Source organism: uncultured Aquabacterium sp. (assembly GCF_947366995.1).
In the GTDB taxonomy this organism is placed as follows: domain Bacteria; phylum Pseudomonadota; class Gammaproteobacteria; order Burkholderiales; family Burkholderiaceae_C; genus Aquabacterium.
Genome location: NZ_CANBCC010000090.1, coordinates 1 through 13,993 on the forward strand (window position 1 = coordinate 1; position 13,993 = coordinate 13,993).

Below are 13,993 nucleotides of genomic sequence, written 5' to 3' on the forward strand. Positions count from 1 at the left end.
GGCCGGAGCCGTGAAAAAGAACCCTATCCGCCCCACCACATCCGCTTGTTCAATCTGTCTTTCAGGGCGATCCGCATTCCTGCCAGGGATCCGTTTTGATGTTCGCGCACGGAAGTCCTCAGGTACCACGCGTTCGTCGGATTCGTACCGGGCTCGGGCCTTTCACCTCTTCGGGAAGCTGGCGCCCGCAGTCGACCCTCACCTACCAACGATTCCACACGAGCGAAGGACGGAAGTGCCGCATTCATGGCAATTCTGTATCCATCAAGGTCATGTCCGCCCCCCAATCCGAGCCGCGCCAAGATGGCAGCGATTTCCTCAAGGGGCGGCGGATGCAGCAACGGCGTCATTTCCTAGAGGCTGCGCCAAGCTGGGTTAGCCACCATGTTCGCCCGCTGCAAAATAGCTGTGGCGCGGCTCTGCGCTTCCTCAAGGAACGCCAACTCACGTTCAGGGGGAAGAAAGCTCAAGCGGCGGTTCTCCATCACAACGTTTCCGTCAATCAGGACAGTGTCCACCTCATTGCCGTAAGCCTGAAACACGATCGTGGCCGCCAAATGATGGTGAGGAGTCGTCTGAGGGTGACGCAGGTCAAGCAGGATAAGGTCCGCGCGCTTGCCGGTTTCGATGGAACCAATCTCGTGGTCCATTCCCAACGAACGCGCCCCATCGATCGTCGCCATTTCAAGAATCTTCTCTGGGGTCAGCACGTCCGCATCCCGATGCACCGCGCGGTGAATATGGGCCATAAACTTCATGTCTCCGATCATGTTTACGGAGTCATTACAATTCCCGTCATCTGTTCCAATGCCCACGGCCATGCCGCGCTCCACCATCTCTGGCACGGGGGCCACCCCTGAGCCGAGGTAGGCATTGCTCACAACCTGCGACGCGACCTTCACATTGTGGCGGTGCAGCAGCCGAACATCCTTCCGGTCAAAGTACACGCAATGCGCGACCTGCAGACGCTCATCCAAGAGTCCGTAACACTCCATGTACTCGGCGGGACTCATCCAATGAAGCCGCTCATCATGATCGCTCTCCGCCATGTGAAGCGTCCACATTACCGCCCGATCACGGGCGAAGGCTTGTGCCCATCGCATTCCTTCAACTGTCACCGCCGGGGTAGTGGCAGGAGCGGGCCAAACTGATATACGACCTCCTGCCGTGCCATGATACTGATCTGACAGGGCTGTGATCCGATCTTTGGCCACAGCCGTTTCCTCCATGATCGAGCACAGTTCGACTTGGGGAGAGCGAGCCTTCAAGGCGTCCACATACCCTTGAATGCGCCCGTCCATCCGATCAAAGAACATGCGGGCGTAGACGACCCTCACACCCACCTCACCATAGACCGCCATCGCGGCCTCGATGTTGCCTGGGTAGATGGCCGAATCGGCGTTGTCGTTGATCGTCGTAATCCCGCTGCGCACAGCTTCCGCACAATACAACCTCACCGCCACCGCTACGTCCTCCGGTCTCATCGCCTTTTGTCCCGGATACAAAACGTTGAACAGCCAGTCATGGAGTTGACGCCCGTGCGAGGGCCCTCCGCGCAGGAGGATCTGGTTCACATGGGTGTGGGCATTGATGAAACCGGGTAACACGACCTTGCCGCGTGCATCGATCACCCGATCCGCTGGCGGAGGCACCGACTCGGCGTGCACTCCGAGCGCGACGATCCGTCCATCCTGCACGTGAACCCAGCTATCCCCAAGGACTCTGCGGTACTGATCCATCGTGACGAGGGTACCGTGCTGGATGCTGAGCGTTTGCATGATATGTATAAATAGTGTGTTACACGTCGCAAAGCAGATATTATGCCATCGAAAAGCCGGCCGCGCCGGAGCCGACAATGAAGGTGGTCTTCTCGAATTCCGGGCCCACGCGCTGGGCGGCGGACAGGAAGCGGCCGGAGTGGCCGATCACCGGGTTGAAGCCGCGGCGCGCGTAATCCTTCATCGTCTCGATGTGGTCGGCCGGCGGGACGTTCTCGGAGTAGGCGGTCTCGGCGCCCTTCGCCTTGAGCTTGATCATGGCGGCGTAGCCGCCCGCGTTCCAGCTCTGGTCGTTGATCGAGCCGGGCAGGAGCATGGCGACCTTGCCCTGGGCGAGCGCCGGAGCGGCGGCGAGGCCGGCGAGCGCCCAGACGAGCGTGGCGGCAAGGGTGGTGCGACGGCGGCGGCTGGTGGATGCGGACATGGCAATTGCTCCTCTCATGATGTGATGTATCTAGGACCGCTTGCGCAAGAACCTTGCCACCTGCGCCGGGCCGTCACCGAGGGCGCCGAAGCGCCGGCGCGCAGCCCCGCGGCGCCCTCTGCCGTGCGTGGTTTTGCCTCAATTTTCTGTACACCCCGTTGCCGTTTCGGCACCCGGCCCCATCATGGTGCAAGAAGCCCGGCCCGTGCACCCAAGTGCTGCGTCAAGCCCCGTTTTGGTTCGCGGCGGCCAGCTTCTCCCCGACGAATTCGGCGAACGACGCTGCAGCAACCGGCAGCACCCGCTCCCGCAAGGCGACCAGCACGAGCTGGCCGGCGGGCAGGTTGCGCTCATCGATCGGAATCGCAATGGCGCCCCCCGCCGCGCCTGCGCCGATCTCGATCTGGAAGCTGATGCCGCCGGCCTCGCGCGCGAAGCTGCGCATCAGCTCGTACGAGTTCGACACCAGCGGCGGCTGCGGCCGCGCCGAGGAATTCGCGAACAGGTCGTCCAACACGCCGCGGCCCGACAGGCTGGAGTCCGGCAGCGCCAGCGGGTATTGCAGGCAGTCCTTCAGGCGCACGCTGGCGCGGCCGGCCAGCGGATGGTCGGGCGCCACGACGGCGCAGGTGCGCTGCTTCGCCTGCGCCAACACGCGCAGGCCGCGCAGGTCGGGGGGGTTGAACACCAGCCCCAGGTCGGCCTCGAAATCGGCCACCGCCTGCACCGCGCGCTCGCGGTCGAACACCTTCACCTCGAAGGCGACGCCGGGATGGGAAGCCTGGAATTCGAGGATCGCCCGCGGCAGGAAGTCCGGCGCCAGGGCCTGGCTGGCCACCAGGGCGACGCGGCCGCGCCGCACGCCGCGCAGGTCCTCGATCTGCGAGCGCACCTGCTCCAGGTCGGCGTGGCGCCGGCGCGCGTAGCCGAGGAACAGTTCGCCGGCAGCGGTGAGCCGAACGCCCCGGGTCAGGCGCTCGAACAGCGGCGTGCCGAGCTCGTCCTCCAGGTCCTGGATGCGGCGGTTGACGGCCGAGGCGGCCACGTGCAGCGTTTCCGCCGCGCCCCGGATCGAGCCGCAGCGGGCCACGGCGTCCACGTAATGAAGAAAGCGCAGGTGTTGCATGCGCTGGTCCTAGCAAGAGTGGTGCCGGATCGGCAACGCCCTGCGGCTGAAAAGGCGACAACGGGAAGCGCTCCGTGGCATGCGGCTTGCGTTCGCCGACCGTCGAACCACCACACCAAGGCATTCCCAACCCATGTACCACGTCGACGTCATCCGCATTCCCTGCCGCAGCCCCGGCGACACCACCGGTCTGGCCGGCCTGATCGATTCCGGCCGGGTGGCCGCGACCGACATCGTGGCGGTCATGGGCAAGACCGAAGGCAATGGCTGCGTCAACGACTACACCCGCGAGTACGCCACGGCGATGCTGGCCGGCTGCCTCGGGCGCTACCTCGGCCTCGAGCCGGCCGAGGTCGAGCGCCGGGTCGCCTTCGTCATGTCGGGCGGCACCGAGGGGGTGCTTTCCCCCCATCTCACGGTGTTCGCGCGCAAGCCGGCGGCGGCCGGCGCGCCGGCAGGCCAGAAGCGCATGACGATCGGCATCGCCTTCACCCGCGACTTCCTGCCGGAGGAAATCGGCCGCCGCGCCCAGGTCGAGGAGACCGCCCTGGCGGTGCGGCGCGCGATGCAGGACGGCGGCATCGCCGCCACCGACGATGTGCATTTCGTGCAGGTGAAATGCCCGCTGCTCACCCCGACCAAGATCGCGCAGGCCCGCGCCCGCGGCTGCGAGCCGGTGACGGCCGACACCTACGAATCCATGGGCTACTCGCGCGGCGCTTCGGCGCTCGGCGTGGCGCTGGCCACCGGCGAAGCGGCCGCGGCGGCGCTGACCGACGAGGCCGTGCTGCACGACTGGAGCCTGTCGTCCTCGGTCGCGTCCACCTCCGCCGGCATCGAGCTGGAGCAGAACGTGGTGATCGTGATGGGCATGAGCGCGCAGGCCAGCAGCGAGCTGGTGATCGCCCACGGCGTGATGCGCGACGCGATCGACGCCGGCGCGGTGCGCCGCACGATGGAAGAGCTGGGCATCCGCGGCGGCGATGACCTGAAGCGCGTCGTCAACGTGTTCGCCAAGGCCGAGGCCAGCCCCGACGGCCAGGTGCGCGGCATGCGGCACACCATGCTGAACGATTCCGACATCAACTCCACCCGCCACGCCCGCGCCGTCACCGGCGCCGTGATCGCCTCCGTGGTCGGCCACGGCATGGTCTATGTGTCGGGCGGGGCGGAGCACCAGGGCCCGGCCGGCGGCGGGCCGGTGGCGGTGGTGGCCCGGGCGGGTTGATTCATCATGGCTGAACCCACCCGCACCGGCCGCATCGCAGGCGAGGCCCGCGCGGCCTGGATCGAGCGCCTCGATAGCCCGATCCGCGGCGCCGCGCAAGGGCCGCTGGCCGGCCTGCGCTTCGCCGCCAAGGACAACATCGACGTGGCCGGCGTGCCGACCACCGCCGGCTGCCCCGCCTTCGCGTACAGGCCGGAAACCCACGCCACCGTGGTTGGGCGACTGTTGGCCGCCGGCGCCGAGTTACTGGGCAAGACCAACCTCGACCAGTTCGCCTGCGGCCTGAACGGCACCCGCTCGCCCTACGGTGCCGTGCCCAATGCGTTCGACCCGGCCTACATCTCGGGCGGCTCCAGCTCCGGCTCCGCCTACGCGGTGGCCACCGGCCAGGTGGACTTCGCGCTCGGCACCGACACCGCGGGTTCGGGCCGGGTGCCGGCCGGCCTGAACAACATCGTCGGCCTCAAGCCCTCGCGCGGCCTGGTCAGCGCCCACGGCGTGGTGCCGGCGGCCCAGAGCGTCGATTGCGTCTCCATCTTCGCGCCTACGGTGGCACTGGCGACGCGGGTACTCACGCAGGCCATGGGCCCCGACCCGCGCGATCCCTATTCGCGCAGGCTGCGGCTGGCCAACGCGCCCTTCCCGCGCGACTTCCGCTTCGGCGTGCCGGACCGGCTGGACTTCTTCGGCGACTTGCTCGCCGCCGCGGCCTTTGCCGCCGCGGTCGAGCGGCTGCGCGCGCTGGGTGGCACGCCGGTCACCATCGCCTACGCGCCGCTGGCGCAAGCCGCGGCGCTGCTCTATGAAAGCGCGCTGGTGGCCGATCGCCATGCGGCGATCCGCGGCTTCTTCGACGCCCATCCCGAGGAGGTGATCGAGCCGGTGCGCAGCATCATCGGCGCTGGCCGCCGCTACAGCGCCACCGACTACGCGCAGGCGCAGACCCACCTGCGCGCCCTGGGCCAGGCGGCGGCGGCGATGTGGGACAGCATCGACGTACTGCTGGTGCCCACCGCGCCGACCCACTACACGATCGCGCAGATGCAGGCCGACCCGGTGGCCCTGAACCGCAACCTGGGCGCGTACACCAACTTCGTCAACCTGCTCGATTACGCCGCCCTGTCGGTGCCCAGCAGCCTGCGCCGCGACGGGCTGCCGTTCGGCATCACCCTGGTGGGACCCTGCGGCAGTGACCTGCAGCTGGCCGAACTGGGGCAACGCTACCACCATGCGACCGGCCTGGCGCAGGGCGCCACCGGCCAGCCGCTTCCGGCGCCGCAGGACATTCCCGGCCTGCAGCCGGCCGCCACGGTCAGGGTGGCGGTGGTCGGCGCCCATCTGTCCGGCATGCCCCTCAACGGCCAGTTGACCGAACGCGGCGCAACGCTGCTGGCGCAGGCTGAAACCGCGCCCGACTACAAGCTGTTCGCGCTGCCCGGGACCACGCCGCCCAAGCCCGGCCTGCTGCGGGTGGCGCCGGGCACCGGCCACCGCATCGCACTGGAAGTGTGGGAAATGCCGCTGCAGCACTACGGGTCGTTCGTGGCGCTGATCCCGCCGCCGCTGGGCATAGCCACCCTGCAGCTGGCCGACGGCAGCCAGGTGCAGGGTTTCGCCTGCGAGGCGCTGGCGACCGCCGATGCCGCCGACATCTCGCACCACGGCAGCTGGCGCGCCTACATGGCGTCGCTGCGGCCGGCCTGACCCGGAGAATCCGATGGAAGAATCCCAAGTCATCCAGTACGTGCAGGCGGCAGCCGTGGCCGTCGGCCTGCCGCTCGATGCGGCGCGCGCGCAGGCGGTGGCGCAGCATCTGGGGCGCACCGTGGCCCTGGCCCGGCTGCTCGAGACCGCGCCACTGGCGCCGGAAGACGAGCCGGCCGAGATCTACCGGCCCGCTCCCTTCCCGACGGAGGACGCGGCATGAACACGCTGGACATCCTGCGCGCTGTCGCCACCGGCGAGCGCAGCGCGCGCGAGGTATGCGAGGCCGCCCTGGCGCGCATCGAGGCCACCGATGGCGCCATCAACGCCTTCAGCGAGCGCACCGCCGCCCGGGCTCGGGCCGAGGCCGACGCCGTCGACGCCCGGCGCGCCCGTGGCGAGGCACTGCCGCCGCTGGCCGGCCTGCCTTACGCGGTGAAGAACCTGTTCGACATCGCGGGCGTGCGCACGCTGGCCGGCTCGAAGATCAACCGCGAGCTGCCGCCGGCGGCTGGCGACGCGGTGCTGGTACAGCGGCTGCAGGCCGCCGGCGCGGTGCTGGTCGGCGCGCTCAACATGGACGAGTACGCCTACGGCTTCACCACCGAGAACAGCCATTACGGGCCAACCCGCAACCCCCACGATCCCACCCGCACCGCCGGCGGCTCCTCCGGCGGCTCCGGGGCCGCGGTCGCGGCCGGCCAGGTGCCGCTGACCCTCGGTTCCGACACCAACGGTTCGATCCGGGTGCCGGCCTCGCTGTGCGGCGTCTGGGGCCTCAAGCCCACCTTCGGCCGGCTGTCGCGGCGCGGCAGCTATCCCTTCGTGCACAGCATCGACCACCTGGGGCCGCTGGGCGACAGCGTCGAGGCACTGGCCCTGGCCTACGACGCGATGCAGGGCCCGGACCCGCTCGACCCCGGCTGCCATGCGCTGCGCGTGCAGCCGGTGTTGCCGGCTCTGGAGCGCGGCACGGCGGGGCTGCGCATCGGCGTGCTGGGCGGCTATTTCCACGACCACGCCACGGCGCCGGCGCGCGCGGTGGCCGCCCTGGCCGCGCGCACGCTGGGCGCGCAGGACGAGGTGCAGTGGCCGGACGCGGCGCTCGGCCGCGCCGCCGCCTTCATCGTCACCGCCAGCGAGGGCGGCAGCCTGCACCTGGCCGACCTGCGCCGGCGGCCGCAGGACTTCGAGCCGCTGTCGGTGGACCGCTTCATCGCCGGCGTGCTGCAGCCGGCCGACTGGTACCTGCGGGCGCAGCGCTTCCGGCGGGTCTACCGCGACCGCGTCAATGCACTGTTCGAGGATTGGGACCTGCTGATCGCGCCGGCCACGCCGGTGAGCGCCACCGAGATCGGTGCCGAGTGGATGGACATCGGCGGCGCGCGCCATCCATGCCGGCCGGCCATGGGCCTGCTGACGCAGCCGGTGTCCTTTGCCGGCTGCCCGGTGGCCGTCGCGCCGATGTGGCCGGAAGGCACCGGCGGGATGCCGCTGGGGGTGCAACTGATCGCGGCGCCCTGGAACGAACAACTCTGCCTGCGCGCGGCCAGGGTGCTGCAGGACGCCGGCGTCGCGCGACTACGCCAATGAAGCCCATGGACATCAACCTCCCCGACGTGCTCGCCGAAGTGACGGCGCAATGCGAGCGCTACGAACGCGCCCTGACAAGCAACGACGTGGCGGTGCTCGACGAGCTGTTCTGGAACAGCCCGCACACGTTGCGCTACGGCGCCACCGAGAACCTGTACGGCTACGATGCGATCGCCCGCTTCCGCAGCGGCCGGTCGGCGCAAGGGCTGGATCGCGAAGTTCTGAAGACGGTGATCACGACCTACGGGCGCGACTTCGCCACCGCCAACATCGAGTTCCGCCGCGCCGGCAGCGAGCGCACCGGCCGCCAGAGCCAGACCTGGATGCGCACGCCGCAAGGCTGGCGCGTGGTGGCCGCGCACGTGAGCCTGCTCGCGACGCCATGAGCCAGGACGGCGCGGTCACGTTCAGGCTGTTTCACCTGGCCATCAAGATGGTGATCTCGGTTTCGGTGCTGTCTGTTCCGGTTAAGCGTCAGGGAAAACCCTGGTTAGGCCGAACCGCCCATGGAAATATGAGTGGCGTCCCGTATGGATCTTGCTGCTTGACGTCTGTCTGCGCTGCTGATCCGAAACGACTGATCGACGTCGAAGTCAGAAAGGGACCTTGGAAGCTCGGTGGATCCCACGAATCGCAGATGGATTGGACGCACGGAGTTTCCCTCGGAGGTGGCAACTCGTCCGCACTATATCGATGAGAACCGGGGTAGAGACGCTGGAAAACTCCAGGATGTCAGGCCGAGACATGAATTTCTTAGGGTTTTCCCCAGCCTCAAAGCGCGAGAATCTGCACGGAAAACAAGATCACCCCTTCTCCGCGCGGAAAATACGTCGAAGCTCAAGGCTGGGTTCATTTATGTCGGGCCGGTCAGTGATTTTGGCTGGAACCGCGCCCACGATGAGGGCCGCAAACTGGCGGAGAAAGCCCTGCCCTGGCTGGAAACCACGTTTGTGGAATCAGTGCCGGAAAGCGAGGTCGAGAGTTCCGTTGACCAGATGGCGCGTGACGGCGTGAAGGTGGTATTTGCCAACAGCTTTGGGTATTCCGACGGCATTCTGGCGGCGGCGAAGCAGCATCCGGACATGATTTTTGCGCATGCCACCGGGTTCAGACGCGCGCCGAACGTGGCCACTTACAACCAGAATTTTTATCAGCCGCATTATCTCGTCGGACTCATCGCCGGGGCGCTCTCGAAAACCGGCAAGGTTGGCTACGTCGGCGCCGTGCCCACCACGGAAATCAAATGCTACGCCAATGCCTATGCGCTCGGCGTTCAAGCAGCGAATCCGAAGGCGAAGGTGCTGATTCGCTTTACAAATTCCTGGTATAGCCCGCCCGCCGCGAAGGAAGCGACGGAGAGCCTGATCGCCGAAGGTGCCGATGCGTTTTGCTACAGCGAATCTTCTCCCACCGTGATTCTTACCGCCGCCGAGCACAAGCTCATCAGTTTCAGCCATTATTCCCCCATGCATCACCTGGCTCCGGATTATGTGGCGTCGGGTTACCTGGTGCACTGGGACAAGAGTTACATCGATTTCCTGACCAAGGTTCACAATGGCGAATACACGCCGAAGAATCTCCAGAACGTCGATTTCTTCGGACTGCTCGATCAGGGCGGAGTGACGCTCGGGGCGAAGGAAGGCATGGTCTTCAATCCACTTTACGTGGATCGGTTGAAAGCCGCCACCATCACCGATCCCGTCCTCGGCAAGATGTCGGCTTACGATTTCATCCTAAAGCGTCTCGCGCAGATGACCGATCCCAAACGCACGTTTGATCCGTTTGACGGCCCGCTCTCCGATCGCAAAGGCGTGCAACGCGTCGCCGCCAAAGCCCGGCTCGGCCGTGACGGTCTCGATAAAATGGAATGGGCCGCTCCAGCCTTGATTGGCCCGTGGCCGAACGAACCTTGATCTCACTCCTTATGCGATATTTCACCCTCCTCACCTGTCTAGCCCTTGCGGCCTGCGCCACCATGAACACCAACACCTACGGACCGTTTCTTCTTGATTACAAGGGCTACAAAACTCCCGCCGAATTCGGCGAAGGCTATTACAACTTCATCACTCCCGCCGTGGTTGAGCATTGGGATTCCCGCTTCACGAAAGACGGAGCCAAGGTGCTGGCTGAGCTCCCGGTGAAACGTGATCTCGCCTACGGCCCAAAGTCCACCAATACGATGGATTTTTTTTCCGCGCTGGATCACCCGGAAACGGCTCCCACCCTGCTCTACATTCATGGCGGACTCTGGTTTCTCTCCGACAAAAAGGATACGCATTGTCTTGCGCCCGGCTATGTCAGGCACGGAGTCAATTTCCTGACGATCAACTACAGCCTCGCGCCCAAGGTCGATCTCGCGACGATTGTCAAAGAATGCCAGACCGCTGTCGCCTGGGCCTACACACATGCGGGCGAGCTGGGGATTGATCCACATAAATTCATCGTCTCCGGCCATTCGGCGGGCGGACAGCTGTGCACGACGATGAATTCCACCGACTGGCCGAAGTTCCAAGCCGGGCTTCCGTCTGACCTGCTCAAGGGCTGTGTCGGCATCAGTGGATTCTACGACATCGAACCCACGCCTGGAACGTTCGTGGATGAGGGCGCAAAAGTCCCGCACGACCAATACCGCACGTATAATTCCATTCGCAACATCCGTCCCAAACTTCCGCCCGTGCTGCTTATCATTGGTGCGAAGGAATCCTCCCTTCTCCAACAGCAAACCCAGGGCTACGCGCTGAAGTATCGCGAAGCTGGAAACGAGGCGGAAACCAAAGTAGTCGCTGGTGAGGATCACTTCTCCGTCCTGTATGAAATGAATCGCTCCGCCAGTTCGCTGCATCACGACCTGATTGCGTGGATCAAAAAACACACTTAACTCTTCCCTCATCATGCCCCGCACTTCTTTTCACAACGCCCTGATTGTCACGATGGACGCCGGACGGCGCGTCCTGACCCATCATGTGCTCATCATCAACGAAGGTCGCATCACGAAGATCCAGCCTGCCGCGGAATGGAAGGCCTCGCCCGGCGAAGAAATCGTCGATCTCAAGGGCCGCTACATTCTGCCCGGTCTCGTCAATTCGCACGTCCACACCGTGCAGCATCTCGGCCGGGGCTTGAGCGATGACGTGGACATTCTCACCTGGCTGCACAAACGCATCTGGCCATACGAAAGCAACCTGACACCGGAGGAAAGTTACACCTGCACGATGCTCTGCGGCCTGGAGCAAATTCAAAACGGCGTGACCAGCATGGCGGACGCGGGGATTCATCACGCCGAACCGACGGTGCGAGCAATTGGCGAACTCGGTCTGCGTGCCACGCTCTGCTTCTCCATCATGGACGAAGGCGATGGCCTGCCCAAGGTCTGGCAACTCACGCCTGCGCAATTGATCCGGAAGCAGGAAGCCGCCTACCGCGAGTTCCACGGCGCGCTTGATGGCCGGATCGAATGGTGGCTCGGCCTGCGCACGTTGATGAACAATTCCGATCAGCTCGTGAAGCGCACGATCGCTTCCGCCGAAAAGCTCAACACCTGGGTTCACATGCACGTGGCCGAAGCGTATGAGGAAAAACTCATGATCCAGAAATCGCGCGGCACCACCACCGTGCGCCATCTGGAAAAACTCGGCCTGCTCAGTCCGAAACTTCTCGCCGTTCACTGTGTCTATCTCGACCAGGAAGAAATGGATCTTTTCCACAAACGCGGTGTGAAAGTTTCCCATAATCCTGCCGCCGCCCTGCGCGTCATGGGCTTGCCGCCGATTGTGGAACTCCAACGCAGCGGCGTCACCGTCTCCATCGGCACCGACGGCGCTCCTTCGAATTGTCGCAACAGTTTGATTGATGAAATGTTTCTCGCTGCCCTCGTGCAAAAGGGCCGGTTGCGCGATCCCAAAGTCATGCCCGCCACCGATGTTCTGGCCATGGTCACCATCAATGCCGCGAAGTGCATGGGCTGGGAAAAAGAAGTGGGCTCGCTCGAAGTCGGCAAACGCGCTGACCTTTGCATTATCAATCCCAATACACCAAACATGCAGCCCGTGCACGATGTCATCTCCAACCTCGTCTTCAGCATGAAGAGCGACAACATCGAGAGCACGATCTGCGGCGGCAAATGGCTCATGCGCGAAAAGAAATTCCCACATCTCGACGCCGAGAAAATCCTCGCCACCGCCGCAAAACAGGCCGAAGCCGTGCGCAAACGTGCGAAGATCAAGTTGCCAAAGCGGTTTAACTGGACGTAACCCATGAACACCCATCTCCAAGACGTCGCCTACGGGCGCAAGAAAGCTGATCGTGTCATTATTAATGGCCAGTTCGTCAACGTTCACAGCCGGGAGATTTATCCCGGCGGCGTGGCCATCGCAGGCGAACGCGTGGCGGCGATTGGCGATGTGACTTACACCATCGGACCCGACACCGAGGTCATCGATGCCGAGGGCCACTACATCGTTCCCGGATTTGTTGAGGGTCATATTCATCCGGAAAGTAGTTGCCTCAGTATCGACCGTTTTGCCGAGGTCGTCGCTTCGCACGGCACCACCAGCGTCTTCACCGACCTGCATGAAATCGGCGTGGTCACCGGTATGGAAGGCATTGACGCCGCGCTGGCTGGGCTCTATGCCGTTTTGTGTGGAAACGCTTCGCGTCATGTCGGCATGGCTGGCGCGAACGGACTGGCCGGCAGGTGCTTGAGCTTGGACATGCGCAGGTAGGCGATGGCGATGAAGTTCTGGCTCGTCCTGAAGCCGCGCGCGGCGCGCTTGGCCTGCTGCAGCAGCCCGTTCATCGCCTCGACGAAGGCGTTGCTGCGGTGATCGACCATGCCGCGCACCACCGCGTCGAACCGCTCCTTGAGCGTGGCGGCCAGCTTCTTGAACGGCTCGAGCCGACAGCGCCGCGCCCAGCTCAGCCAGGCCCTGAGGTCGGATGCGGCCTGTTCGATGCTGTTGTGCGCTGTGGCCCGCGCGTACACCGCGCGCAGCGCCATCTTCAGCCGCCACGCCCGCGCGCTCTTGAGCGTCGAGCGCTGCAGCCAGTGCATCGCCTGGATCTGGCGGGCGCTCCAGCTGCTGGGGTTGCGCCGCATGCCCCACAGCAGCTGCCTGAGCGTCTTGCGGCCGCCAGCGCCCAGCGCGGCTCGCACCGCCTGCGCGTCGGTGGCCATCTCCGCGCGGCGCACCTGGTCCATCGCCTCGATGGCCATCGAGACGACGTGAAAGCGGTCGTAGCTGATCTGCGCCTCGGGCAGCGCCAGCGCCACGCCCTTGGCGTAGGCTGCGCTCATGTCCATGCACACGTGCCGCACCTGGGCGGGATCGCCGCCATGGGCCTTCAGATCCTCGGCGAACTCCACCACCGTGCGGTGCTCGCGCCCCTCGGTGGCGAACAGCAGCCGCTTGCGATCCAGGTCGTGCACGACGGTGATGTAGTGCTGCCCGCGCCGCAGGCTGGTCTCGTCGATGCCCACCGTGCGCACGCCGGCGAAGTCTTCCAGCGCACGCGCCTGCGCGACGTAGAACTCGATGCGCCGCCACAGCCGCTTGTCCTTGCAGCGCAGCAACTCGGCGGCCTGGCGCACCGGCAGGTCCAGGCACAAGGTCAGCCCCAGCGCTTCGAACGCCGCGGTGAAGCCCGAGCCCGGACGCGCCCAGGGCACGGCCACCTGCGTGGTCTTGCCGCAGGCACCGCAGGCCACGCGCGGCACGTCGCAGTGCAGCCAGGCCTCGAACTGGAAGAAGTCCAGGTGCCGCCAGGATCGGCGCAGCCGGTCGTGCACCGGTTGCGTGGCCGCACCGCATGCCGGGCAGGCGAGCCTGCTGGTGTGGCAGCCGATCTCGAAGTCGATACGCCGCTTGGCCGTGTCGAGCCTGACGTCATCGACGACCCACGGCGGCTGCAAGCCCAGCGCGCTGGTGAACAGAGCTTCTACGGCAATGCCCATGGACTCATCCTCCTGATCAAACACGCCTCGTGGACATGTGCACAGGCCGGCCAGCGGCCTGCACACATGCCCACCGGGCTCAACAACCAGGGGAGCATTGTGAGTGTTGTGTTCCACACGAAATGACGAAGGACCGAGCCAGCGCGCACCGTGGAGGTCGCATGCTTTCTTCGGTATTGCCTGTTCACCA

The 13,993-nt window shown here is 65.4% G+C and carries 13 protein-coding genes; 9 read left to right on the forward strand and 4 right to left on the reverse strand.

What is annotated here, in order from left to right:
• Positions 1 to 353: 353 nt before the first annotated feature.
• The 3 genes from Q0Z44_RS16920 to Q0Z44_RS16930 form a co-directional block, all read right to left on the reverse strand.
• Positions 354 to 1,778, reverse strand: coding sequence for an amidohydrolase (locus Q0Z44_RS16920; RefSeq protein ID WP_019372648.1), 1,425 nt, complete (start codon positions 1,776 to 1,778; stop codon positions 354 to 356).
• Positions 1,779 to 1,818: 40 nt separating this feature from the next.
• Complete coding sequence (locus Q0Z44_RS16925) at positions 1,819 to 2,202, reverse strand: BMP family ABC transporter substrate-binding protein (protein WP_298014954.1); 384 nt, start codon at positions 2,200 to 2,202, stop codon at positions 1,819 to 1,821.
• 223 nt (positions 2,203 to 2,425) lie between these two features.
• The gene (locus Q0Z44_RS16930) at positions 2,426 to 3,328 is read right to left on the reverse strand and encodes a LysR substrate-binding domain-containing protein (RefSeq protein ID WP_047219897.1); all 903 of its coding nucleotides are present in this window, start codon (positions 3,326 to 3,328) and stop codon (positions 2,426 to 2,428) included.
• 133 nt (positions 3,329 to 3,461) lie between these two features.
• Here Q0Z44_RS16930 and Q0Z44_RS16935 point away from each other — a divergent pair, with 133 nt between their 5' ends.
• The 9 genes from Q0Z44_RS16935 (at position 3,462) to Q0Z44_RS16975 (ending at position 12,574) form a co-directional block, all read left to right on the forward strand.
• Entirely contained in the window at positions 3,462 to 4,556 is a 1,095-nt protein-coding gene (locus Q0Z44_RS16935) for a ring-opening amidohydrolase (protein ID WP_047219898.1), read from the forward strand.
• Between the two features lie 6 nt (positions 4,557 to 4,562).
• Complete coding sequence (gene atzF / locus Q0Z44_RS16940) at positions 4,563 to 6,260, forward strand: allophanate hydrolase (protein WP_047219899.1); 1,698 nt, start codon at positions 4,563 to 4,565, stop codon at positions 6,258 to 6,260.
• 13 nt (positions 6,261 to 6,273) lie between these two features.
• Positions 6,274 to 6,483: a DUF4089 domain-containing protein gene (locus tag Q0Z44_RS16945; protein ID WP_047219900.1), complete on the forward strand. Its 210-nt coding sequence runs from the start codon at positions 6,274 to 6,276 to the stop codon at positions 6,481 to 6,483.
• The gene (locus Q0Z44_RS16950) at positions 6,480 to 7,853 is read left to right on the forward strand and encodes an AtzE family amidohydrolase (RefSeq protein WP_047219901.1); all 1,374 of its coding nucleotides are present in this window, start codon (positions 6,480 to 6,482) and stop codon (positions 7,851 to 7,853) included. The genes Q0Z44_RS16945 and Q0Z44_RS16950 overlap by 4 nt, the downstream gene beginning before the upstream one ends.
• Before the next feature lie 5 nt (positions 7,854 to 7,858).
• Positions 7,859 to 8,239, forward strand: a complete 381-nt coding sequence (gene hpxZ / locus Q0Z44_RS16955) for an oxalurate catabolism protein HpxZ (protein ID WP_047219904.1) — start codon at positions 7,859 to 7,861, stop codon at positions 8,237 to 8,239.
• 282 nt (positions 8,240 to 8,521) lie between these two features.
• Positions 8,522 to 9,766, forward strand: a complete 1,245-nt coding sequence (locus Q0Z44_RS16960) for a BMP family ABC transporter substrate-binding protein (RefSeq protein ID WP_298014959.1) — start codon at positions 8,522 to 8,524, stop codon at positions 9,764 to 9,766.
• 62 nt (positions 9,767 to 9,828) lie between these two features.
• Positions 9,829 to 10,731, forward strand: a complete 903-nt coding sequence (locus Q0Z44_RS16965) for an alpha/beta hydrolase (RefSeq protein WP_298014961.1) — start codon at positions 9,829 to 9,831, stop codon at positions 10,729 to 10,731.
• A gap of 13 nt (positions 10,732 to 10,744) precedes the next feature.
• Positions 10,745 to 12,103: an amidohydrolase gene (locus tag Q0Z44_RS16970; protein WP_298014963.1), complete on the forward strand. Its 1,359-nt coding sequence runs from the start codon at positions 10,745 to 10,747 to the stop codon at positions 12,101 to 12,103.
• Between the two features lie 3 nt (positions 12,104 to 12,106).
• The gene (locus Q0Z44_RS16975) at positions 12,107 to 12,574 is read left to right on the forward strand and encodes a hypothetical protein (RefSeq protein ID WP_298014964.1); all 468 of its coding nucleotides are present in this window, start codon (positions 12,107 to 12,109) and stop codon (positions 12,572 to 12,574) included.
• On the opposite strand, the gene Q0Z44_RS16980 is transcribed toward Q0Z44_RS16975, so the two are convergent.
• Positions 12,508 to 13,803, reverse strand: coding sequence for an ISL3 family transposase (locus tag Q0Z44_RS16980; protein WP_298014965.1), 1,296 nt, complete (start codon positions 13,801 to 13,803; stop codon positions 12,508 to 12,510). The genes Q0Z44_RS16975 and Q0Z44_RS16980 overlap by 67 nt on opposite strands.
• Positions 13,804 to 13,993 lie beyond the last annotated feature (190 nt).